The 22,962-nt window shown below is 61.3% G+C and carries 21 protein-coding genes, 1 tRNA gene and 2 pseudogenes; 10 read left to right on the top strand and 14 right to left on the bottom strand.

What is annotated here, in order from left to right; all coding sequences use genetic code 11:
• Window positions 1–58: 58 nt before the first annotated feature.
• The 6 genes from NMAG_RS10690 to NMAG_RS10665 form a co-directional block, all read right to left on the bottom strand.
• Window positions 59–577, bottom strand: coding sequence for a VOC family protein (locus NMAG_RS10690; RefSeq protein WP_004267239.1), 519 nt, complete (start codon window positions 575–577; stop codon window positions 59–61).
• A 526-nt stretch (window positions 578–1,103) separates the two neighbouring features.
• Entirely contained in the window at window positions 1,104–2,036 is a 933-nt protein-coding gene (locus NMAG_RS10685; RefSeq protein ID WP_004267240.1) for an ABC transporter ATP-binding protein, read from the bottom strand.
• Window positions 2,033–2,929: an ABC transporter permease gene (locus NMAG_RS10680; RefSeq protein ID WP_004267241.1), complete on the bottom strand. Its 897-nt coding sequence runs from the start codon at window positions 2,927–2,929 to the stop codon at window positions 2,033–2,035. Before NMAG_RS10680 ends, NMAG_RS10685 begins: the two co-directional genes overlap by 4 nt.
• Before the next feature lie 3 nt (window positions 2,930–2,932).
• Window positions 2,933–3,778: an ABC transporter permease subunit gene (locus NMAG_RS10675; protein ID WP_004267242.1), complete on the bottom strand. Its 846-nt coding sequence runs from the start codon at window positions 3,776–3,778 to the stop codon at window positions 2,933–2,935.
• Between the two features lie 44 nt (window positions 3,779–3,822).
• A complete protein-coding gene (locus NMAG_RS10670) occupies window positions 3,823–4,719 on the bottom strand; it encodes a hypothetical protein (RefSeq protein WP_004267243.1) in 897 nt (298 codons plus the stop codon).
• A 185-nt stretch (window positions 4,720–4,904) separates the two neighbouring features.
• Window positions 4,905–5,666: a helix-turn-helix transcriptional regulator gene (locus NMAG_RS10665; protein ID WP_004267244.1), complete on the bottom strand. Its 762-nt coding sequence runs from the start codon at window positions 5,664–5,666 to the stop codon at window positions 4,905–4,907.
• 201 nt (window positions 5,667–5,867) lie between these two features.
• On the opposite strand from NMAG_RS10665, the pseudogene NMAG_RS10660 reads away from it, so the two are divergent.
• Window positions 5,868–6,071: pseudogene (locus tag NMAG_RS10660) on the top strand (IS5/IS1182 family transposase); the annotation flags it as partial.
• Between the two features lie 193 nt (window positions 6,072–6,264).
• Window positions 6,265–6,468: pseudogene (locus tag NMAG_RS20945) on the top strand (RNA-guided endonuclease TnpB family protein); the annotation flags it as partial.
• Window positions 6,469–6,518: 50 nt separating this feature from the next.
• Here the strand turns inward: NMAG_RS20945 and NMAG_RS10655 are convergent.
• From NMAG_RS10655 to NMAG_RS10640, 4 genes are all read right to left on the bottom strand, one after another.
• Window positions 6,519–7,145: an RPA family protein gene (locus NMAG_RS10655; protein WP_004267246.1), complete on the bottom strand. Its 627-nt coding sequence runs from the start codon at window positions 7,143–7,145 to the stop codon at window positions 6,519–6,521.
• Window positions 7,146–7,147: 2 nt separating this feature from the next.
• Window positions 7,148–8,077, bottom strand: a complete 930-nt coding sequence (locus NMAG_RS10650; RefSeq protein WP_004267247.1) for a replication protein A — start codon at window positions 8,075–8,077, stop codon at window positions 7,148–7,150.
• A gap of 117 nt (window positions 8,078–8,194) precedes the next feature.
• A complete protein-coding gene (locus tag NMAG_RS10645; RefSeq protein WP_004267248.1) occupies window positions 8,195–8,839 on the bottom strand; it encodes a hypothetical protein in 645 nt (214 codons plus the stop codon).
• Between the two features lie 110 nt (window positions 8,840–8,949).
• Window positions 8,950–9,522 carry a MogA/MoaB family molybdenum cofactor biosynthesis protein gene (locus tag NMAG_RS10640; RefSeq protein WP_004267249.1) on the bottom strand — a complete coding sequence of 191 codons (573 nt, stop codon included), beginning with the start codon at window positions 9,520–9,522 and terminating at the stop codon, window positions 8,950–8,952.
• A 197-nt stretch (window positions 9,523–9,719) separates the two neighbouring features.
• Here NMAG_RS10640 and NMAG_RS10635 point away from each other — a divergent pair, with 197 nt between their 5' ends.
• On the top strand, window positions 9,720–11,294 hold the full coding sequence (locus NMAG_RS10635) for a DUF6498-containing protein (RefSeq protein ID WP_012996650.1): 1,575 nt from the start codon (window positions 9,720–9,722) through the stop codon (window positions 11,292–11,294).
• 66 nt (window positions 11,295–11,360) lie between these two features.
• Here the strand turns inward: NMAG_RS10635 and NMAG_RS10630 are convergent, their stop codons facing one another.
• Complete coding sequence (locus NMAG_RS10630; protein ID WP_004267251.1) at window positions 11,361–12,707, bottom strand: GTP-binding protein; 1,347 nt, start codon at window positions 12,705–12,707, stop codon at window positions 11,361–11,363.
• A 5-nt stretch (window positions 12,708–12,712) separates the two neighbouring features.
• Window positions 12,713–13,915, bottom strand: a complete 1,203-nt coding sequence (locus NMAG_RS10625; protein ID WP_004267252.1) for a GTP-binding protein — start codon at window positions 13,913–13,915, stop codon at window positions 12,713–12,715.
• Between the two features lie 110 nt (window positions 13,916–14,025).
• Here NMAG_RS10625 and NMAG_RS10620 point away from each other — a divergent pair, with 110 nt between their 5' ends.
• From NMAG_RS10620 to NMAG_RS10600, 5 genes are all read left to right on the top strand, one after another.
• Window positions 14,026–14,436 (top strand): CopG family ribbon-helix-helix protein, encoded by a 411-nt coding sequence (locus tag NMAG_RS10620; RefSeq protein WP_004267253.1) that lies wholly within the window; start codon window positions 14,026–14,028, stop codon window positions 14,434–14,436.
• Window positions 14,437–14,840: 404 nt separating this feature from the next.
• Complete coding sequence (locus NMAG_RS10615; protein WP_004267254.1) at window positions 14,841–16,013, top strand: poly-gamma-glutamate biosynthesis protein PgsC/CapC; 1,173 nt, start codon at window positions 14,841–14,843, stop codon at window positions 16,011–16,013.
• Between the two features lie 117 nt (window positions 16,014–16,130).
• The gene (locus tag NMAG_RS10610) at window positions 16,131–17,474 is read left to right on the top strand and encodes a Mur ligase family protein (protein ID WP_012996649.1); all 1,344 of its coding nucleotides are present in this window, start codon (window positions 16,131–16,133) and stop codon (window positions 17,472–17,474) included.
• A 100-nt stretch (window positions 17,475–17,574) separates the two neighbouring features.
• Window positions 17,575–18,669: a poly-gamma-glutamate hydrolase family protein gene (locus NMAG_RS10605; protein ID WP_004267256.1), complete on the top strand. Its 1,095-nt coding sequence runs from the start codon at window positions 17,575–17,577 to the stop codon at window positions 18,667–18,669.
• Between the two features lie 417 nt (window positions 18,670–19,086).
• The gene (locus NMAG_RS10600) at window positions 19,087–20,025 is read left to right on the top strand and encodes a poly-gamma-glutamate hydrolase family protein (RefSeq protein ID WP_237076780.1); all 939 of its coding nucleotides are present in this window, start codon (window positions 19,087–19,089) and stop codon (window positions 20,023–20,025) included.
• 238 nt (window positions 20,026–20,263) lie between these two features.
• Here NMAG_RS10600 and NMAG_RS10595 read toward each other — a convergent pair whose 3' ends face one another.
• Complete coding sequence (locus NMAG_RS10595; protein ID WP_004267258.1) at window positions 20,264–20,725, bottom strand: group I intron-associated PD-(D/E)XK endonuclease; 462 nt, start codon at window positions 20,723–20,725, stop codon at window positions 20,264–20,266.
• Window positions 20,726–20,961: 236 nt separating this feature from the next.
• Window positions 20,962–21,067: transfer RNA gene (locus tag NMAG_RS10590), tRNA-Asn, on the bottom strand.
• A 96-nt stretch (window positions 21,068–21,163) separates the two neighbouring features.
• Here NMAG_RS10590 and cca point away from each other — a divergent pair.
• Window positions 21,164–22,657 (top strand): CCA tRNA nucleotidyltransferase, encoded by a 1,494-nt coding sequence (cca, locus tag NMAG_RS10585; protein WP_004267259.1) that lies wholly within the window; start codon window positions 21,164–21,166, stop codon window positions 22,655–22,657.
• Between the two features lie 78 nt (window positions 22,658–22,735).
• Window positions 22,736–22,924, top strand: coding sequence for a hypothetical protein (locus tag NMAG_RS10580; RefSeq protein ID WP_004267260.1), 189 nt, complete (start codon window positions 22,736–22,738; stop codon window positions 22,922–22,924).
• Window positions 22,925–22,962: the final 38 nt, after the last annotated feature.

Genomic DNA, 22,962 nt, shown 5'->3' with positions numbered 1-22,962 from the left:
CTCGTCGCCTGGCGTCGCCTGGCGTCGCCCGGCGTCGCACGCTCGGACACTCGGGCGCTTACGACTCCGGTTCAAGTCCTTTCTCGGCCAGTTCGGCAATCGCGTCCGCCGATTTCTCGAGCTCGAGACCCATCCCCTCACGCACGTGCTCGGCTTTCGTGAACTGAATCTCACCGTACTCGACGAGCTGGATGCGATTTCCCCACGGATCGCGGAACTCGAGTCCCGGCACGTCGAGGCGGTCGACGCCCTGGTCGTCGAGCCGGCGCTCGGCGGCGTCGAGGTCGTCGACGACGAGGCCGAAGTGGCGTTTCTCGTCCCCAGTTGCCGCCGCGTCGGCGGTCTCCGACAGCGCGATGAACTGATCGCCCATGTCGAGAAACGCCGTGGTCTCCGACCGCCCTCGGAGGTCGAACGCGAACAGCGACTCGTAGAACTCGAGTGCGTCCTCGATGTCGCCGACCTCGAGGGCGACGTGGTTGATGCCGACAAGTTGCGGTCGGTCATCGGTGCGGTCTGTGTTCGGCTCGGTTCTGGTGTCGTTCGACTCGGACGTGGACTCGTTCGGCTCGGGCATGGGTTCGTGTACATCGTCCGAGTGGGTATAGTGGGACCGGTGATAGGTAACGGAAGGAGATTGATAGCGCGGCAGTGTGGTGGTCTGGCGGTCTATCGGTGTGGCGACACGACTGTGAGTCTCGGTGTAGGTGCGCTATCACCGTCGCATCTCCCAACCGAAAAATCGAATCGGCGCTGGCAGTTACGGAGAATCACGGAGAAAGTCCGTCCCTTTAGGGCTGTCTCTCACCCACAAGTTCTATCCCTGTAATTGGTGGAACGGAACCAGGAAATGGGACGAGGTTCACGGAATTGACGGCCTGATTTGGACGAAGACGGAGCGTTGTGTGACATGGATATGTCAGGTTGGATCCGGACAGAGTTTCGCTCAGCTGATCTCGGAGATAAGCGTCTTGCCGATTGACTGGCGACCCCAACCCTGACGCTGCCTTGCGTTCAACAAGGCATCCGAAGGTGTACGCCCAGGTACAGCAGACGCTCCGAGAACTCGGCGAGTGAGGTGAACTGGCTTCCACCAGTCCGTCTCAGTCGGTGCCGTCGCTGCGTTCGGTCCCGACCGCAACCCGCGCGAACACGTCCTCGAGCGTCGCCGCTTCGCTTTCGAAATCGACGATTTCGACGCCGTGGTCGTCGAGCGTCGTCAGAACCGCCGTCCGCGCCGTCGACTCGACGAGCGCACATGTCAGCGTCTCGCCAGCCGTCGAAACTGACTCGACGGTCTCGAGTGACTCGACAGCCTCGAGGGCCTCTGCGTGCGGTTCGACTTCCGTTTCTACGGTCAGGCTGATGCCCGCCGCATGGGCGGTACGAAGCTCGTCGATCGAACCGTCGGCGACGAGGTGACCCTCGTTTACGATCGCCACCTCGTCGCAGACAGCTTCGACCTGCGAGAGGACGTGACTCGAGAAGAACACCGTCGCGCCACGGTCGTTCTCTGCACGGATAATTTCTCGAAGCAATCGCACTCCGTTCGGGTCGAGACCGGACGACGGTTCGTCGAGGATGAGCAGTTCCGGTTCGCCGACCAGCGCCATCGCCAGCCCCAGCCGCTGCGTCATCCCGGTCGAGTAGCTGTCGGCGCGTTTGTCGGCGGCGTCCGCGAGCCCGACGCGCTCAAGCAGCGCCGTCGGATCGTCGTCGGACTCGTGCATGGCGACTGAGAACTCGAGGTGTTCGCGGCCGCTGAGGTGGGGACAGACGGTGAACCCTTCGGGTAAGACTCCGGTCCGTCGGCGGATTTCGACGGGATCGGCCCGCGAATCGTAGCCGAGCACCGTCGTCGCGCCCGAGTCGGGACGAACGAAGTCCAATAGCAGGCCGATTAGCGTCGACTTTCCGGAACCGTTCGGTCCCAGGAGACCGAAGACGGTGCCCGTGTCGACGGTGAGCGACAGCCCGTCGAGTGCGGTGGTCGATTCGTACTGCTTCGTCAGATCGGTGGTGGTGAGTGCAGTCATGGGTTCAGTTCGGTTCGTGAGAACGCGAGGGATGCGAGCGCCGTCGCCAGAAGCATCCAGCCGACGAGAATCAACGCGGCCCCCCACGAACTCAGGTAGATCGGCACCTGTTCGGACACGGTCGACCAGATTCGAAACACCTCCGAGCTTCTGCCGCCGTCGGAACCCAGCGCGGTCGTTACCCTGAGGGTCGCTTCGAGGTCGTCGAAGCTGCCGGCGACGAGGATCGCGTACGCCGTCGTCGGTTCGATCGCTCGGAGCCCGAGCGAGGGGAGTGGCAAGCTCGAGACGAGCACATTCCACCCGAACGGCGTACACAGCACGTACATAGCCACGGTCGCGACAACCGTTCGCCGCTTCGTTTCGAACAGCGTCGAGAGACACACGCCGAGTGTGACGAACAGCCAGCCGTAGATGATCGTCATCGCGACGAATCTGAGATAGGCTGCGTTCGGGACGATTCCGAACCGGACGTACGCCGCGACGGCGGCGACGGCGAGTGCGACGACGACTGCGAACGCGAACACCAGGAACCTCCCGAGAAGTTTCCCGAGGAGCACCTCTCGTCGAGCGCAGGGTGTCGACAGCGCGGTGCGAATTCGGCCGGCCCGGCGGTCGTCGACGATCGTACTCGAGCCAAACAACAGCCCGAGTAACGGAACCAGAAATACGAACGAAAAGACGATCCACGAGGGGCTGGCGAGATTCAACGCGAGGATCGCCACGCCGGTCATCGTTCGATAGTTCTGAAAGTACGTGTTGGCGAAACCGTCCGACGACATCATGGAGACGATCACGAGTGACGCGACGACGAGCGCGCTCACGATCGCGAAGAACGATCTCGAGCGACGGGCGATGCGGACTTCCGTTCGGGCGAGTGTGACGATTGACATGGACTAGAGGTCGGTTCGGGTGAGCAGCCATCGGCCGATCAACGCCGCTACGATCGTCCAGCCGAGCAAGACGAGAACGAGAAACGGGTCCGAAAGGTAGAACGGAATCGTCTCCCGCTCGATCATCCCCGTCTCTGAGCCATCGACCGCACCGGGCATTCCGATGTGTGGGCTGGCGTTCGTCATGAGCGCTGTCGACGCAAAAAGCGGGTTGAGAAAGAGCAGCCCATACGGGAGCGGAGACCGAAGGAGGCCGATCGGGTAGATGACCAACAGTCCGGCGTAGACGACGAACAGGGCTCCGACCGCACGGTTGCTCGTTGACGCTCCTGCCGAAATCGCGACGCCGATGCTGACGCAGGCGAGCGCGAGTAGGCACGCCGCGAGGACGACGTAGCCGTATGGCCGAAGTGCGTTCGCACCGACGGCGGACGCGAGCGCGATACCGGCGATCAGCAACGCGACGAACAGGGGGACGAGAAACGTCACCGAACGAGCGGCGAGTATCGCCCCGTACAGCCGTCGTCTCGAACACGGCATCGTGAGCGCTACCCGGAGTCGGCCGGTTTCTCGCTCCTCAACGATCGCGCCGTAGCTGTGGACGAACGCGACGAGCGGAAGCAAGAGGAGCGCGGTGAAGTACGTCCGAATAACGGCTTCGTACGTCGACTCGACGTTCTCGAACAGCACGAACAGTATCGGATGAACGTCAACCGGCTGTACAGTCCGCGGTGGTGACGCGCCGAAAACGGCGGCGACCAGTAACGCCGCGATGGCGAGCCAGCAGATCCACACCGCTCTCGAGCGGGAGAGGAGTCGAATCTCGGTTGTGAACGCTGGGTCGCTCATTGGTTGTGGGATACTGTGCAGTCGAAACGTAAGGGTTCTGGTCCTCACCACGTGGTTACAGATGGCTTGTCCAGGGCCCAACTGTAGTTCCCCGAGTGGCTTCGGTCCCAGTCTCGGGTGACCGAGCCAGTGTACGAGATGTCCACCGAGGCCGTGTGGTCGGCGTAGTGAGTGCCAGCGTACGGCATCGGGAAGTCGGTGTTGTAGTAGTTCGCTTCGCAGCTGGACTCCACTTCGCCGCTGCCGGTCTGGCCCGCGCTGTCGCTTTCGCTATCGACGTGCCACGTCGTGGCGAAGACATCGTAATCCGGGAAGTTACATTCCGCGCCGTCTACGCTCCAGCTATTGAAGATGTGATCGTGGTACTCGCTGTACATCGTTTCGGGGTTCGTTCCGTGATGTTCCCAATTGATGTTGAGTTCCGTCGTTGCAAGGTCGCCACAGAACCGCGAGGCGGTCGGCATCAGCAGGCCGTTCCACGTGTCGTCCATTGTTCCTGCGTCCGCGGCGTCTACGGGGCTTCCCGGCCGCTGTGTGACGAACTCCGTCGGACTCATCTCGAGCGTTGCCACCTCGACAACGGCGCTCGCTTCGTGTTTGAGTTCAGCAACCGATGGCACCTCGTCGTCGTGGGCGTCACCCTCGAGTTCCTCGAGAAGGTCGCTCTCTAAGCCCACGTTATACCGCTGGACCGGTGTCTCCTTCGGTGTTTCCACCGACATCGACTCTCGGGTGACCCACCGTCCGTCTCGCTCCGTGATGGTGAGCGAGGCTTCGGTGACAAACTCGTATTCATCGAGATTCGCGGTGAACGTCACTGACTCACCGTCGTTCGAGCCAACGGCCGAGCCGGCTGTCGCGCCGACGAGACTGACGCCGACCGCTGCAGTGCCAACTGATTTCAGTACAGTTCGTCTTCTGAGCTGATTTTTATCTCTCATCTCAGTTCCACAATCAAGATAGTAGGATATAATGATATTTACTGTTGAAACGACAACCGCTGTCAGGTCGACAGTCGCTGTAGATTGGTGACTTCGCCTAGTTCTACCGGAGTGGATACCCGGCGAGTGACCGGACATCCGGTAACGAAAAATCAAATCGCTCGTATCGCGCGCGACAACAGTTCTTACGCCAGTTGTTTGGCTACCTCTTGTTGGTGCGCGTATGCCGTCCTCGCCCACTGTCTGAAAGGTGGGGAGTCTCCTTCCAACACGACTCGGAGAACGCCGTCATCGTAGCCACCGACGAGCACGGATTGATCCGTGATGAGCAATCCGTACGGCACTTTTCTGTCTACGAGATACGTGCGAGCGTCGGAGTCATCAAGTATCGCGTCTAGTTTCTGGTTGGAGCCTTCTTGTAACGCTTTAGCCGCACCAGCAGTAAGAACCGTTTCGACGATCGAATTGTCGGCAATCGCCTCCGCGTATATCTGCGCATAGATCGGTGAAACGACTGGAATTACCATTCGAATAGTCGACGCCATCGAAACGGCTTCTTGCACCGTCATCAACGGATCGTGTGGATTATCCGAATCGCTCCTGACGACCGTGATGTCTTTGAATGCAGATAGCGGGATGTCGATGTCTTCCGGTGGAACGTACTCGAAAAAGGCCGCGAGTTGGGATGCGGTGGAGAGGCGGTCTAACACGTCGATGAGTTCGGTTAGAAACAGTTCGACGGCAGGCGTGAGATGATAGTTCCGCTGGTGAACAGCGACCCATCCACTCGTTTCGAGACTGTCGAGGTTTCGGATGATCGTTCGTCGATGAACGTCGAACTCGGACTCAAGTTGATTCACCGTTGCAGGCTGTGCCGACAGGTGTTCGAGAAGTTGGATCCTGACGGGAGACCGAACGAGCAGCTCAAGTTTCTCAATACTGTCCATAGGGCACCATAACCATTGGAAACAATATAGTTTTAGTGAACTTACTATTTATTTATATAATATTTCATATGTATTTGTGTGAGTAACGATAGAATCTGTCGTCGGTAGACCGAACTGTCGGCGACACGGGCGCAGACGACGCGGAACCGCCCGAGGGGCCAACTCGTCACTCGCTTCGAGTCGCACACCGGTAGGAGCGACGGCGCGGACGGGTACGCCAAGTGGGTGCAGATCGCGTTAATTCTGGACCGCGTCGAACTGGAGAAGAGCCTCCGCGAGACCGAGGACTACCTCAACGAGATGCCCGGTATCCTTGCCGTATTCGATCTCAACGAGGCACCGCACTACAGTTCGTTCTGCCGGTGGGAACAAGAGTACCGGATGCGTGAACTTCGCCGCCTGCTCCCTTCTCCGGACGTATCCGGGAGAGGCATCGCCGGCGTCATCGACATGAGGATGCTAGCTACCATAGTTCTGACTGTTCAGCAAACACCGTAAGTGACAGCTACTGCATCTTCTGCGGTCACAAAGCTGTCTCTGACGCCGTGAATCTGTAGATGAACGGCCCTATCCCGACGCTATCTTGCGTTCAACAAGGCAACGTGGGTTGTACGTGTGTGATCAGTGCGGCACGGTAGCGAATGCTGATGTGGACGGTGCTGAGAACATCCGACAGAAAGTATCTCCGAGTCTCGCCTGTGACGGAGGAGATAGGAGTAACGGCTGGTTGGTACAGCCATCGACGTTCTTGTTTGACAAGAAAACTGGTGTGTTCGCACCTCAAGAGCAGGTCACGTCGTAAACCACAATACCCCAACGTGGGAATCCTCGCGCTTCAGCGCGGGGAGGATGTCAAGCCGTCGCTTCGGTCTCCTCGAGTTGCTCGAGTGCCTGAATCACGTCGTTGCGGTAGTTGACGACCGGCGAGTCGTACTGCTCGCGGGCCATCTGGGCGTACTCGTTCGTCGGCGCAGTCGAGGCGCTTTCGGGGGCCTCCTGTTCGGCTTCCCACTCCTCGAAGGCCTCAATGCGGTCGAGCGTGCGTTCTGCGGTTTCGACGACCCAGCGGTCGCGGGTCGCGGCGTCGACAACGGCGATCGATTCGGGTCGGACCGAGACGTTGACGCTGCCGTCCTCGGTCTCGTAGGTCCGTGGCTTGCCGACGACCGAGACGTACGCTGGCGGCTCGGTTTCACGCAGGATCGAGGCCGCTTCGGGCTGGTACTGCCCGGCGTAGACGAAGAACGTCCCCGTCGGATCGACGACGCGGCCGCGCCAGTACTCGCTGTCCTCGCCGACGTCCTCGGTTTCGGTGAGAGTACCGACGATGAACACGCGGTTTGCGCGGTCGCCCGTCGGGAGCAGGGCGAAGTTCGGCGCGCGCTCGTCGTCGCTTTCTTTGAACGTGTACGTCGAATCGTTGAATTCCGAGGCGAAGACGCGGCGGGCGACTTCGCGAGTGAGTTCTGACTGGCTCATGGTTACATCGACCTCGCTTTGATCAGCAACTGTTCAGCATCGGCGGGCCCGTCGAGTTCGGAGACGTCGTCTGCGAGCACGTAGCGGCCGAACGTCGGCCCCTCGATGCGGTAGTAGGTGCCGACGATGTCGTCCGCGATTTCGTCGGCGACGACGGTCGTGTCGAGTGCGTCCATCGCCATGTCCTTGGCCTCCTCGAGGGAGAGTCCGGTTAGCTCCTCCGTCGCCTCCTTGTCGAAGATGACCTCGTGCGCGTCGAGTCCGTCGTCGACGACAGCCTTGATCCGGAGGTCGAACTCGCCTTCGACCTCGCCGTGTTCGTTACAGCGCCCGTTCTGGAGAACCCTGGTGCAGTCCTCCTTCGGGCAGCGCTTGATGAGGCCGCTGCCGCTTTGCATGTCGACGAGCGCGCCTTCGATCTCGCTCGTGTCGTCACCGACTTCGAGCTCCTCGTCGAGTTCCTCGATGATCGTCGTGCTGTTGAGTTTGACCGAGTACCGGCCCTGGTACTCGTCGGTGACGACGTTCTGGAGCGAGTAGACCCCGCCCTCCTCGAGTGCGGGCAGTTCTGATTTGGCCCACTTGGTAAACTTGATCGTTCCCGTCGGGTCGCCGAGCAGGCCGACCTGCGCGACGGAGTCGCTTCGTGGATCCCAGAGTTCGATGACTTTCGCCGTGAGGTCGACCCACTCCTCGGGTTCGTCGACGTCTTCGACGTTCACCGCTTCACTGGAGCCACTCGAGAGGTCCTCGCGGTCGAGGCCGGCCTCCTCTAAGTAGTGGTTGGTGACGCTCCGGCGCGCCTCGTCCATTGGTACTTTGTACTCGTCGACGAGCGTGGCCAGGCGCTCTTCGACGTCCTCGACGCTCACGTCGAGGTGGTCCGAAAACTGGTCGTGGATGTCGTCCGCATGCTGTCGTACGTCGCTCATGGTGTCACGCCTCCTCTTTGGTTTCACTGGGAGGCATACGGCCATTCGCGCCCGATCGTATTTAAATTGCGGTTACCGGAGTGAAAGTGAACAGCTGCGTGCTGGGCGAAGACGTCGTTACGACTCCGACTCGGTTGCGGCATCAGGCAGCCCGGTGCCCTCGTCGGTTTCGACGATGATGCGAATGTGATCACCCTCAGTGAGTTCCTGGTTCGGATCGGCAGGAGCGTCGTTGATCGTCATGTCGACGCTCGTTCCGTCGTCGCTGTCGTCGTAGGTCGTGTCGTGGATGCTGATCGCAGCGTCGGTGATCGGCATCTCGATGTCGGACATCGCTTCGCCGAACGTGACTCGTTCAGGGTGCATATGCCAGACGTTGCCGTCGTCCGGGTGGAAGTGGAACGTCCCGCCGAGTTCCTCGTAGTAGTACTGGGACTGTTCGAAGTCGATCGCCTCGCCGTCGACGCTGACGGTGATCTCACCGTGTTCGTGGACCTCACCGCTCTCACTCAGCCCGGAGGCGACGATGTAGCCAGCCGAGCCGATCACGAGCAGGACGAACGAGAGCGCGAGCCCGTAGACGATAATCGGATCTCTACCACCCGGCCCCGACTGTGACTGCGAGGGGGACTCGAGTTCACCTGCTGCGGCGACGCGCCGGCGGTCGATTCGTCCGAGTTCGCCGGCGTGGTCGCGACTGAGGTGGGCCAGATAGGACGCCTCGTCGTCGAACGATGCATCGCAGTAGTCACAGTCGGGCATCGGTCGGTTCGGTCTAGCGAGAGTGGGTACTCAACGGTGTCGGTCGCACGAGCACGAGCACGAGCACGAAAGATATTTTCCAGCGTCTACTCACGAGCAACTGTAGCACACTACTGATTTTCGCCGTCGGCCTGGTGACGCGTCGCCAGTCCTGCAAGGTGGGGCGACTCGGGGACGATCAGCTGTTCGCACGCGGTCTGACACGCGCCGGTGCTCCCTGGGATACAAAACACCGGTGTGTCGACGGCGATGCCAGCGGTCGCACGCGAGGCAATGGTCCGCGTGCCGATCTCCTCCCACGAGAGCGCGCGAAACCGCTCGCCAAAGCCCGGGAGGTCCCGCTCGAACAGCGACGATGTCGCTTCTGGGGACACATCGTCCGCGGTGACGCCCGTCCCGCCGGTCGTGACGACGACATCGATATCGGCTCGCGCAACGAGGCCGCGAACAGCGGTCCGGATCGACGAATAGTCGTCTCGGACGAGCAGCCGCTCTTGTACCTCGTGGCCCTCGGCTTCGAAGCACTCCTGGATGGTGTCACCGCCGGGGTCGTCGGGTGCGGACCCAGCGTCGTCGGCCTGCGCGCGTGAACTCGAGACCGTTACAATCCCGACGTAGAGGGGATCGATGACGTCGTGTCCGTGGTCGTCGGTGCTGCGCCGATCGTCTCGGTCGGTTGCCATACGTATACGTCAACACTGCAGTGCCATAAGCGGTGGTCGACGCGAGCGGCAGTTAGCGCAAGTGATGCCCGCTGTGAGTGGTAGCCGATGCCGTCGAACCGGATCGAGCACTGCGAGACTCGTCGCTGTCTGCGAGTACACAGGTCAGGACGCCCGTCCGGAACGTTTTACTACCACTCGAGCAACCTGTCACGTAAATGGCTCCCCGAGACGCCACGGGTAGACTCCCACCCGCCGCGTCCTTTGCCCCAATCTTGCTCGCTAATCTGGTGCCGCTGGTCGGTGTTCTCGAGTTCGGCTGGGATCCCGCGACGCTGGTCGTCATCTATGCGCTCGAGGTGCTGCTCGCGTTCCCACTCGCCGCGGGGAAAGCACTGTTCGCAGGGAAGCCACCGAACGTCGAGGAGCTAGAGACTGACGACGAAGACGGGGACGAGAGTAGCGGGGACTCGAGTGTCGTCAGTATCGGCAATACGGATCTGGCACGAAAGCGCGGGAGCGTGCGACTGGTATCCTGGCTGCCGCCGGTGTATCCGCGGAACGTGCCGTTCATCGGTGCGGTGCTGTTCGCGACCGTTTGGTCGACACTCTTCATCGTGGCGCTGCTGTCCGAGGTGGCAATCGACGAGGCCCTCGCACGACCGGAGGTCTGGCTCAGCGTCGGCGCGCTGCTCAGCGGGCAACTCATCGAAACCTGGCGCGACTATCTCCGCGGCGGACGCTACGAGGAGACCTCGCCGTACGCCGTCATCGAAACGCCAGCGCGGCAGGCCTTCTTCCTGATTTTTGTCCTCTTCATCGTGGCGGAAGCCAGCGGTGCGATCGTTCTCGCCGCGTTCGTCGCCGTCAAGTTGCTCGTCGACTGGTCGGCGTTTCGCGCGACCAACGGCGGTGGTGGTCGGCTTACCGGCTGGCTGTCCGGTCCGGACGGCGAGGACGAGTCCGACGAGACAGGCGAGGCAGGCGAGGCAGGCGAAACCACCGCCAACGAAATCAGTGAAAACGGAGAGAGACTCGAACCCCTTTCCGTACCCGATGGCGAACCAGACACTCGCGTTTCAACACATACGCCCACAGTGGTTCTCACCGGCATCCTCCACACGCTGGTGAAGCCTGCACCGTTCTACACCGCCATCGTGATTCTCGCCTGGTTCATCACCCTCGCCGTGCTGGGCGGCACCGCCAGCGGCGGCTTCGCAGTCGCGCTAACGGTCGGCATCAGTTTCCTCGCACTCGCCGCACTCGCCGGCTATCTGACCGTCAAAACGCTCGAGCACATCCTCTCGCACGCGCCACTCGAGTACCACCGATACGACGACCGACTGGTCGCGTACGATACGTGGGTCGAGGAACCTCAGTGGCAGATCCCGCTGCACGAGATCCGCGACGTGCGTCTCGTCACCGACCGGTATCCAGATCGCGTGTACGACACCCGGACGCTCGAAGCGCAGATGGGCTGGGGCGACGACGAAGCGACGCGAGAGATCGGTCCGGTCGTGGACGCCGACGCCTTCGCCGAGGCGCTCGACCTCCCGATTCGCGGGACGGTACTCGAGTTACAACCAATCGATCGACGGATTGCAGCGATTGCAGTTGCCCCGCTCGGTGGCCTTCTCATTGGTGCCGTCGCGGTCGTCGTTGGTCCCTGGCCGTTGCTTGTCGCGCTCCCGTACGTCATCTTCGGGCTGCCGTTTATCGCCCTCGTTCTGCACGGGCTCTGGCGGCAGGCGTATCCAGACCCGGATCCGGATCCGGACCCGGGTCCAGAGTAGCACTCACGTTGACCGCTAAGGGTCTCGTGCTCGGAGAGCACTTGGACCAGACAGCGACACTCGATCCTACGGTTCGATCGAAATCACCGTGGTCTCGCCCATGCCTGTCGGCGCGGCGTTCTCGTACTCGAGCCAGTCGTCGTCCAGTTCCGCGTCGGTGAGCAGGCACTCGTCGAGGCGTTCCTCGAGGTCGTCCAGGTCGACGTTGCGGCCGATCAACGCGAGTCGTGTCTCGCGGTCGCCCCACTCCTCGTCCCACGGGAGGTTGGGCTGGCCCTGGCGATACGTCTCCTGGCGGTCCGCGGAGAAGCTGGCGATCCAGCGGCCCGTCACCTCGAGTGCGGTCTCACTGCCGGCGTAGCTCATCGTGATGGCCTGTTTGTCGCGTCCGGCGATCCAGCACAGTCCCTTCGCGCGCACGAGGCCGTCGGGGAGGTCAGCGAGGAAGGCAGCGAACCGTTCGGGATGGAGCGGCCGGCGGCGGTGGTAGGTGTCGACGGTGATGCCGTAGCGTTCGGGCGGGTGGGTGTGGTCGTGGCCGCCCTCGTGGTCGTCGTGTTCGTTGCGTTCAGAGTGGTCTGGGTGTTCGTTGTGTTCAGAGTGCTCGGGGCGATCATGGGCATGGAACTCGTCATGGTCGTTGTCGTCCACACAGTGATCGTGTTCCACCTCGCCGTGGGCGTGATCGTCACCGCGCTCATCCGCTTCGATCGCCCGCTTCCAGCCCGCCGCGTCGGTCACTGCCTCGAGGTCGAATCGCTCGACAGCCAGTATCTCGGCAGGATCGATTACCCCGTGTTCGGTCGTCACGACCTCGGCGCGGGGCTGAAGCGTCTCGAGAACGGCGACCACGCGCTCGCGTTCGGCGTCGGAAACGAGATCACACTTGTTGACAACCAGCAGGTCGCAGAACTCGACCTGTGCCAGAACGAGATCCGCGAGCGGACGCGTTCCGGAGTCGTCCGGCCCCTGCACGGCGGGAGCCTCGTCGGAACCGGCGTCGGCGAACCGGTCGTGGAATCGCCGCGCGTCGACAACGGTGACGACAGCAAAGAGGTCGTACGGCCCCCCAGCAGGGCCGCGGACGAACTGGCGGGCAATCGGCTCGGGTTCGCCGACGCCAGAGGCCTCAACGACGAGATGGTCGAACTCGTGTTCCTTCCAGAGCTGGATCACCGCCCGCGAGAGTTCGCCGCCGAGGCTACAACAGATACAGCCGTTCTCGAGTGCGACGACTTCCTCGCCGGTCGCGAGGTCGGTGCGAGCCTCCACGAGATCAGCGTCGACGTTGACCGCGCCGACGTCGTTGACCAACACTGCGACATCGCGGTCGGCCGACTCGAGAAGGCCAGAGAGCAACGTCGTCTTTCCCGCGCCGAGTTCGCCGCTGAGGACGGTGACCGGAATAGACATGCTGGTTACCGGGAGAGCGCAAGCTCACGTCGGTCTTCCGGTTTGAACGGATCGGAATAGCGCGACCAGTTGTCCTCCATCTCCGCGTCGGTGAGCACACAGTCGTCGAGCCGGTCGATCAGCCGGTCTTCATCGAACTCGCGTGCGATGAAGACCAGCCGAGTCATTCGGTCGCCGTACTCCTCGTGCCAGTCGTCTTTCAGCCCAGGGCGGGCGGCGAAGTACTGCTCGCGTTCGGCCTTCGGAAGGTTCGCGAGCCACGTGCCAGCGGGGCCGGCACGGACGGAGGTACCGGCTTTGTCGACGCCCATCGAGACGTCTTCGCGGCCCGCACTCCAGAGAAACCCCTTGGCGCGGACGATTTCGTCCGGCATGTCCGATAGCAATGCGGCGATGCGTTCGGGGTGGAACGGCCGTCGGCGCTCGTAGACGAAGGAGGTAACACCGTGTTCCTCCTGTGGGTCGTGGTGATGATCGTGCTGGAGTTCGTGTTTCCAGCCCGCCGAGTTCTGGGCACGCTGGAAGTCGAACGTTCCGGTCCCCAGAATCTCGGTCGGGTCGATGTTCCCGAACTCCGTGCGGATGATCTCTGCGCGTGGTTGAAGGCGCTCGAGAACTGACTCGATCTCTGCAAGCGCGTCGTCAGGGACGAGGTCACACTTGTTTAGCAACAGTACGTCACAGAATTCGATCTGATCGAGTAGGACTTCCTCAGGGACGCGGCCAGACTGGCCCTCGAGTTCCTGTTCTGTGAGGGCGGTGCCGGAGTCGAACGACTCCCAGAAGCTGTGGGCGTTGACCACCGTCACCATCGTGTCCAGTTCGTAAGTGCCGGTCGGATCGAACTCGGCGTCTTCGAAGCCCATCGCGAACGTCTGGGCGACCGGAATCGGCTCGGAAATACCGGACGATTCGACCAGCAGGTAGTCGAATTCGCGCCGCTCAGCGAGTCGGCCGACTTCATCCAGCATGTCACCTCGCAGGCGACAGCAGATGCAACCGTTGGATAGTTCGATAACCTCTTCTTCGCCGCCCAGGTCGGACTGCTGGGTGACGTGTTCGGCGTCGACGTTCACCTCACCCATGTCGTTGACGACAACGGCGACGTCGAGGCCGTGATCCGCGGTCAGTACGTGATTCAAGACGGTCGTTTTTCCCGCACCGAGGCTACCACTGAGGACGGTCACTGGAATAGGGTCGTCAGTCATGCGTCAGTTATGAATATGATCTCCAGTGTTGTTAATACTAGTTATTATGCCCCAGCCCGTTAGAGAATAACAAATATTAATATTTTTTATGTAGAGTTTCACAACTACAGATGCCCGTCATCAGCGTCTCCATGCCCGCGGAACTGATCGACCGACTCGACTCTGTCGCCGAGCGCCACGGGTATACAGGGCGAAGCGAAGTCGTCCGCGAGGGATCGCGAGTTCTCCTCACTGAATTCGAAGACGACCGCCCGGCGAATCAGCAACTCGCCGGAACTGTCAGTGTCTTCTCCGATTTCGAAACTCAGCCTATCGAGCGAGAGCTAACGGCGCTTCGTCACGAATACGAAGACAGTATCGCTTCGATCACCCACAGCCACGTCGGTGACTCCTGTCTCGACGTCCTGGTACTCGAAACCGCTCGCGACGAACTGGCGACGGTTGTCGGGAAACTCCGAGCGATTGACGGCGTCCAGACGGTGGAATACTCGCTAGTGCCGCTAGAGACGACTGGAGTATGACCAAGTGTGCCAGACTGGCAATGCTCTCCCAGAATTGTTATTAGAAGACCAACTAAAAACCGTGACGTTGACTATTTGTCCACCATAATCCTATTTTTATGAGAATATCTCATAGCGATTTCCAATAGAAACGTTCTATTTGTACCACTGGAATACCGATAAGAGGAATATCTCAAACAACGGCCAGAATGGTTAAATACTAGTAAGAAATCTTTATCAAACATCCTCGTTGTAGGTGGAAGTATGAGCCCTCCAGCACCGTGCAGCGGTCCGATAGCTGCGGCTGCAGGTGAACCGAGTCGAGGAGACCGACGCCAGTCGTTTTCGTCGGTCCAGCAGTTATCCGCGCACCGTGATGGTGACAGTGATCACCTCCGAACGGCCCGTGCCAGAACGAGGACACAATGATCATTGCTGTCACCCTTACCGTGCTCGGATTGCTCCTGGGTATCGGCCTCGTACAGTCGTACGGACTCCGGTTGTCCGGCGTCCTCGTCGTACCGCTGTTCGCAGTGTACGTACTGTATGACTTCCTCGCACTCCCAGTGTTCGTACTCGGTACTGCTGCTGCGTACGTCGGACTCACGGTGCTCCAACAGCGGACACTGTTGTTCGGTCGTCAGTTGCTCCTCGCGAGCGTGGCGATCAGTATGGCCGTGCCGCTCGCCGTCTTCGGAGGGCTCGCCGCTGTCGGCGTTCCCGGGCTGGCGCTCTCGTCGTTTACCTTCGTCGGGAGTATCCTCCCGGGTGTCGCCGCGTACAACTACCACCAGCTCGATTCCGAGCGACGACGCGAGGACGTGCTGGTAAGCGGTGGCGCACTCATCGGGCTCGTCGCACTCGGTGTCAGTCTCGTGAATATCACGCTGACGCCTACCGTTCGAGAACTCACACCACCGTTGCTCTACGCATCGGGATCTGACATCGCCGTCGCACGAGGGGCTGAGATCACCACCGATCCCAACCTCTTCATCGACGCGTCGTTCGGCCTCATCCTGGCCGTGTTGCTCTGTGGGATGCTCGTTTCGGAGGGTGTATACGGCCGCTGGGGAATCAGGCTCAACGGGATCATCGCACTCCCGTTACTCGCACTGTTCGCGCTCCAGTCGGCTGCGATCGTTCCGCTGTACATCGGCGGCATCGCCATCGTCTACGCCCTGCTGACGCTCGTCCACCGGACAACGTTGCTGTACGGACGCGTGTTGCTCTCAACCGGACTCGTCATCTCGCTTCTGGGTGCAGTCCCCGTGGCGATGGTGGCCCCGGTCGACTCCGCGATGCACGTGTTCTTCACAGCGATCCTGATCGGCATCGGTGCATACAACCTGCATCGAATGCCCCAGAAACACCGATGGACATCGATTCGGCTCTCCGCAGGCGCGTTCGCGATCTTCGCCATCGCCCTCCGGACAACGGTCGCTCCTGGCCCGAACGGGCTGCTCGTGACACACGTTCCACTCCAGATGAGCGTGCTCGTCGTTGCCATCGTTGCTGGTGGCCTCACGGCGCTCCGTCTCGAGTGGCTCCGTTCACCGGATCGAGTCCAGCAGTCGATGTTCCGGAGTAGACACACCTGAGCACGCGATTGAGAGTCCCCTCTAAACACGAATGGCACCCCACGCACCACCGCCTAACACGTTGTATGGTGACACACCGATAGCGTTCCCACTCTGACACGTCGTCTCAACCAGACTATGTCAAACCCACCCCTCACAGCACTCCGGCAATCGATCACGACCCTCTCTGGACCGCTTATGCGGGCTGGACGGCACCTCCTGTCGCCGTTCACCCGCGGTCTCGAACACCGTCGCAGACTCGCGGACATCGACGTCAAGATCGTCGTCTCGGGAACCCGCGGCAAATCGGGTACCATCGAGCGACTGTACGACGTCCTTCGGGCCCGCGAGTACGACGCCTACGCGAAAGTCACGGGTAACCATCCCCTGTCGCTGTACGACGGGGACGAAAACGCTATCGATCGCGGCGAGCGCGTCACGCTCTACGAGAACGTCCGCGAGCTTCGCAAGTACGCCGACGCCGAGGCGTTGGTCCTCGAGAATCAGGGGATCACGGACTACACGACGCGAATGATGAACGAGGCGTTCGGCCAACCCGATGTCCTCGTCATCACGAACATCCGTCAGGATCACCGCGACACGCTCGGCAAGAGTCGCGAGACGATCGCCCGAGCGTTCGCGCGGGCTGCGCCACCCGGCACCCACGTGGTAAACGGTGAGCAAGACCCGGAGCTTCGCTCGTACCTAGAGCGTGAACTACAGGAGATCGGCGCGACCGTGACGCACGTCGATGTTCCCGACTGCCACCAGCACGTCCCGGGAGCCGAGTGCGTCTACGCCATCGACTGCGTCCTCGAGACGATCGGCGAACCGGCCATGTCCGACGAGCGTCGAGCGTCGATGCTCGACGCCCTCGCCGTCGACTGGGTGCACGCCCTCGGCGGCCGCATCTACAACGCGGCCGACGTCAACGACGTCGAGAGTACCGAAATGGTCCGACAGTCGCTGGTCGAGGACGGCGAACAGATTCAGCCGTTCGTCTACCTGCGCCGCGACCGTCGCGCCCGGACAGCGTCGTTCCACGAGTATCTCGAGGAACTGTTCGAGCAGGATGCACTCGAGCAGGCCCGTGTTGCGGGCAGCCACACAGACCTGTTCGCAGCAAAGGCGTCGTTTCCCGTAATTTGTCACGACGAGCAGACCGAGGCTGCGATCGATGTCCTCAACGAGATGCTCGAAGAGGACTGGCCGGTGCTGGTGATGGGGAATACCGTCGCCGAGTTCATGCGCGATCTCGACGACGAGATTGAGCGCCACGCAACCGATCCGGCGGCCGTGTGCGAGCGCGAACTCGAGTCCGAACCCGAACGTGAGGCTGCGAGCGACGGCACTGCCAGGTGCGAGCGCGAACGCGATCAACAGTCGAACGCGCCAGCAGACGCCGCGATGACCGCCGACGGTCGGGAAGACACACAGTCCGGGCATGAGCCCGAACCCGAGCAGCGTGCCCCGGCTCAATAGCCGCTGGCCGCTGGCGGGGAACACGGCGACGGAACAGAGGTATCGAGCGGTAGAAAACCGCAGGGAGACGGGCATCTCCCATGCTCACAGAAACAAACCAATGACAGACGACACAAACAAAACCGAACGAATCGACACCCCGAAACTAACCCGCCGATCGGCGTTGACCGCCGCAGTCGGAACACCGGCGTTGCTCGGCCTCGCCGTCGGCTCGTACGAGGCAGCGACGCGAGTCAGCGACGGCGACGAGTCCGAGACCGGAATCCTCTGTCCGCTCGCTGATAACCAACCGTCGCTCGAGGGAGAGAAAACCGCAATCTCGGCCGATCCACGGCTGCTCTCGGCCCACGGGCTCTCGGCGGGACAACAGGTCCGGCTCGTCCGAAACGACACCGACGACGAGTTCGCCATCTACACGATCGTCGAGGAGCGCCCGGAGAATCCGTCCGACATCATCAGAGGTGGGGCCGCTGCACGCAAGCGGCTCGATCTCGCGTCGGTCGAGCCGACTGATCCTGGCAACGACGACTGTCCGGAGCTCCTCCAAGCCTATACTGGCGACGATAAGGAAATCGACGTCACGATTTCGACGATGATTCCAAATCCGGACCTCTCCGAAGACGAAGCGCGCGAACAGGGCGAGTTGATCGAACGGCTGGACGATCGGGGGTCCGACCTCCTCTTTCTCGCACCCCACGGCGGAGCCGTCCAGCCAAAGACCGACCAGCAGGCCGAACACGCCGGTGAGCTTGCCGAGGCAACGTGCTGGCGGACGAAGGGGTGGGGCCCAAACGGAGTCAACGCCTTCCACCGATGGCACGTCCCGACGAGCGAACTCTCGCCGTCGTCCTACCCCGAACTCGCGACAGTCACCGACGAGGAGTTCGAGCTCGCCGTCGACTTCAGCGGCGTCTGTGAGACGGGGATCGTCGTCGGCGGGACGGCTGACCGAGCACGCCGCGAAGCCGTGCGCGATTCGATCAACGATGCGTTGCCAACCTGTTCGGTGACGGCGACGCTTGCCGATGACGAGAGCGGAACCAACCAGGAACTGCTCAGCAACCGCCTCGCTGCGGAAACCATCTACCTCGCACAGAGCTACGACGCTCGACGAGCCTACTGGAAGGAGATTTCGCTCGGCGTCGCCGCTGGACTCTCCGACGACGTCGTGTTGATGCAGCGACATAGCTGCTGAGCAGTTCGCTGGGAGCGACACACCACGCCACCACAACACCACGACACCACGGCACCACGACACCACGGCACCACGACACCACGGCACCACACCTAATCCCGACAGTTTTTCACTGCGATCTGGATCGGTTGCAGGTCTCGAAAGACACACCGCAATGAGAACGTGTGAGTACGACTACAACTAGCGACTTTCGGAAATTAACAACAGATGTGCAAAAAGCGCCCCGCTACGAACCAGCATTCAAAGACGAATTCGGAGCACAATTATCGCCGCCGCCAACTGCTTCGAACCGGAATCGCGGCAACTGCAGTCGGCGGGTCCGGATTCGGTTCCCGAGCACTGGCAGCCGACTCGGATCCGGCGACCAAAACAGGGACCGGAACGAAGACGACAGCTATCACGACCAAACGAACGACCATGACCACTCCACTGAGCTGTAACGGCGAAACGACCTACTGGGACCGAACCGTCGAGGAGGTCGACGACGAATGGACGACCCGCGCTGCAACTGATCGTTACTGCTCGCTCCCATGTGAGCTCCTCGACTCGAGTACACTCGAGATTGGCCAGCAGGTTCGGTTGTTTCACGACGATGGCGGCGGTTTTGCAAACGCTATCTATACCATCGCGTCGGACCACGACAGCGAACACCTCTGGCTAACCGACCGCGGTCTCGGCCGCATCGGTGCCGAAGGCGGCGACACCGTGACAGTTGGCCAGCTTGCGGCTCACCCAAACTACGGCACGCGACAGAGTGCGCGTCTCAACGACGAGTACGCGGAGTATCTTGTCGGCGACGATGGCGATAGCAATGTCAAGAACGGTGTCGATGGCGGTGATGTCGATACCGACGTGCTCGCACTCGCCCCCCACGGCGGCTACATAGAGTACGGAACCGACTGGCAGGCAAAACGTGTCGCCGACACGGCCGACGGCCTCGCCTGGATCTGTGCGGGCTTCAACGACGTCGGCGGCGCGCTCGACCGGTGGCACATCCACTCGACGGATATCCACCACGCCTCGTTTCCAGCCCTCGACGACATCCGCCACGGGGAGTTCGAGTGGAGTGTCGCCTTCCACGGCTACACGAACAACACCATCCTCGTCGGCGGGACCGCAAGCGAAGACGACCGGGCACTCGTCGCCACTGCACTCGAGGAGGCCCTGCCCGAGACGCCGGTCGAACTCGCGAGCAGTGACGCGAGCAGCTACGCCGGTGCAGCACCCGAGAACGTGCTCAACGAGGTCGGAACGATTGGGCAAACGATTCAGCTCGAACAGCCGATGGACGTTCGGCAAGAGCAGTGGGCAGCTGTCGCGGATGCCGTCGCGAGTGCACTCGAGGAGCTGCACTGAAAGCTGACGACAGATCGACTCGAGTGTAGCGAGAGAGGCCCCCATTCCGAAGAAGTGGTGGACGCCGAAGCCAGGACTCGAACAGGTACGAGGCGGTCGGTCTCACCGTGTTCGGCCGCATGCGATTCGCGTGTTCGAGTCTGCTTGTGTCGCTGTTTTTCGAATCGTTACCTGCGAGGAGCGATAGCTTCGAGCAAAAACCCGAGAAAAACAGCGACACTGGAACACTCTGCCGGAATTATGGCCTCAGTGCTGCGAGTCGTTTGTCGAAGAGATACTCTTTTGCCCAGTTGATCCCAGCGTGTTGCCCGTTTGCTGAGTCTCGAAACCGAATTTCCATTTTCCCAGTTGCAGCCTCGGAAACGGGTCCGAGATACCGATTGTCGTTGATTGGGTCGTAGACCGCAAAGTACTCGGCACGGCCATCGTACCCAGTCCGATCGTATCCATCCCCCCGGCGGCGTGTGCTTACCGTCTCAAACGCGACCGTGCCCTCGCTCTTCTGGTACGCTGTTTTGCACTGAATTCGGAGGAATTTACCGGCGATTTCGACGACCAGATCATACGGTTCGTTATCGTAGGCTGGAACGAGAACCGGAACGTCGCGGAGTACGAACGCAGAACGGATGATCGCCTCGGTTGCTTGACCGCGCTTTTGCGGTTCGTTGAGTGACTCATACCATGTCGTCCGATCAGACATACCGCTATTCGATGCGGTATATGATATAAATCATCAGTTAGATACCGATCGGTGAACCAACTAAACGATGAAAGTGAAAGAGCGCCGAAGCCAGGACTCGAACAGGTGCGAGGCGGTCGGCCTCACTATGTTCGGCCGCGTGCGACTCGCGTGTTCGAGTCTTCCTTGTTTCGCTGTTTTCTCTCGTATTTTTGCTCGAAGCTATCGCTCCTCGCAAGTAACGATTCGAAAAACAGCGCCGAAGCCAGGACTCGAACCTGGGACAACCTCGTATCTGCGGCGGACAGGCAGTACCTGAGTCGCCGTAACAGCGAGGTGCTCTACCATCTGAGCTACTTCGGCTCAACTTGTGATTGGAGGGTTCATTTGATAGGGCTTTCGTTTTCGCTTCCGGCGGTTCGACACCCTTTCACGCACCGCACGAGTAGATGCGGGAAAATGAGCGACGAGGATGCAGACGCCGACGCTGATGCAGACGCCGAGGCTGACGCAACCGGCGGCGACCGTGATGCCGGAGGAACTCGAGACGAAGGCAACGGCAACGGTAACAGTAACGGCAGCAACAGCGGCGACGCTGCCAGCGACGAGTTCAACACCGTCGTCGCCACCGTCCGAGACCGCGTCGACCCCGACGAGGACGAACGCGAGCGACTGCGCGCAGTCGCCGATCGGCTCACCACCCGCGCCGAAGCCGCAGCGACCGAGCTATGCAACGACGCGGATGTCATCCAGGTCGGCTCCACCGCGAGAGGCACCTGGATCAGCGGCGACCGCGACATCGACGTCTTCGTTCGGTTCCCACCCGAACTCGACCGGGAGACACTCGAGTCCTACGGCCTCGAGGTTGGCCACACCACCCTCCCCGGGGGCCACGAGGAGTACGCCGAACACCCCTACGTCAAGGGCACCGTCGAAGGATTCGACGTCGACGTCGTCCCCTGCTTTCGACTCGAGTCGGCCACCGAAATCAGGTCGGCCGTCGACCGAACACCGTTCCACACGACATACCTGCGCCAGCGACTCGACGACGACCTCGCCGCCGACGTGCGCGTCACGAAGCAGTTTCTGAAGGGAATCGGTGCCTACGGCAGCGACCTCCGAACGCGTGGGTTCAGCGGGTACCTGACCGAACTGCTCGTCTGCGAGTACGGCGGCTTTCGGCCACTTCTCGAAGCTGCTGCGGACTGGCAGCCACCGGTCGAACTCGACCCCGAGAATCACGGCCGTGAAACCTTTGCCGACCCGCTCATCGTCATCGACCCCACGGATCCCGACCGCAACGTCGCCGCAGTCTGCGCCCCCGAGAACGTCGCCCGACTCCAGCACTACGCCCGCGCGTTCCTCGAGGAGCCGGCACTCGAGTGCTTCGAGCCAGCCGACCCCGAGCCACTATCTGAGACGGACCTTCGCGAGCATCTCGAGCGCCGCCAGACGACGCCGGTTGCGATCCGATTCGATGCGCCGGACCTCGTGGAAGACCAGCTCTACCCCCAGCTTCAGAAATCGCTCGACGGGATCACACAGGGGCTCGATAACCGCGGCTTCGACGTCTTCCGCGCTGCAGCGTTCGCAGACGAGGCTGCTGTCGTGTTCGCCGAACTCGCCGTCGCCGAGCGCCCCGCAGTCGAGCGCCACGACGGGCCACCAGTTCACGTGCAGGGCCACGCCGGAGGATTCTACGACGCGTACGCGGACGATTCCGACGCGTACGGCCCGTTCATCGACGGCGACCGCTACATCACCGAGCGCGAGCGAGAGTTCACGAGCGCACGCGAGTTTCTCGAGAGTCAGCGCCTCTTCGATGTCGGCCTCGGCGCACACGTCGAGACGGCACTCGAGTCCGACTACGAGGTGCTGGTGGGTGACGATGTGGCAGTGCTACTCGAGGAGTTCGGTCGCGAGCTCAGGACGTACTTCGAGCCGCGGCCGTGAGTTCGTCTCGAGTTTTGGGTTAGTAACAGACGCCCGAATAGAGGAACAAATATGCAAGGGTAGAATGACGTATCTGTCATGAATCCTGCAGGTGCGTTGCTGTTTCTGTTTGGGCTTGCGGTCGTGACGTTTCCCGAAAAGCTGCTCCGAGTGTTCTTTTTCGGGCTCCTCCAGGAGGGGACCCTGTCCAGTGCTGGTGCGCTGTTCTACAGACTAATTGGCGGATTCTTCATGTTCGCTGGTGTGGCTGTCGCAGTAGGGATGTGACCCGTACGCGGCTCAGTTCGAGAGACGGACCGATCGAG

Origin of the sequence: Natrialba magadii ATCC 43099 (assembly GCF_000025625.1) — an archaeon.
GTDB classification, from domain to species: domain Archaea; phylum Halobacteriota; class Halobacteria; order Halobacteriales; family Natrialbaceae; genus Natrialba; species Natrialba magadii.
The sequence above is the reverse complement of the archived record's forward strand: the minus strand, read 5'-3'. Positions and strand labels throughout refer to the sequence as shown.